This is a genomic window from Vibrio sp. 10N.222.49.C9 (assembly GCF_041474985.1).
GTDB lineage: Bacteria > Pseudomonadota > Gammaproteobacteria > Enterobacterales > Vibrionaceae > Vibrio > Vibrio crassostreae_C.
On the sequence record NZ_JBFRVD010000989.1, the window covers coordinates 1 to 310 of the forward strand.

At 49.7% G+C, this 310-nt stretch carries 1 protein-coding gene; it reads left to right on the plus strand.

Annotated elements, in window-relative coordinates; all coding sequences use genetic code 11:
* Window positions 1-310 (plus strand): acyl-CoA dehydrogenase family protein (locus AB4585_RS26565; RefSeq protein WP_372171737.1); only part of this gene is annotated, 310 nt, incomplete at both ends.

The following is a 310-nucleotide window of genomic DNA, read 5'->3' on the forward strand; positions in this document are numbered from 1 at the left end:
GAGATGGTGGGCCAAGGTTGGAAAATGTTGGTGGAATGTTTATCAGTGGGACGTGCAATCACCCTACCGTCAGCTAATACCGGTGGAATCAAGACCAATGCTCTTGCTATTGGTGCGTATGCTCGTATTCGCCGTCAATTTAAGCAGCCTATTGGCCGAATGGAAGGTATCGAGGAGCCGCTTGCTCGAATCGCAGGTAGTGCCTACCTGCTCGAAGGAGCAAACCTTCTAACCATGGGCGCCATTGATAATGGCGCTAAGCCTTCGGTTATCTCTGCCATTGTGAAATATCATTGTACTCACCTAGGTC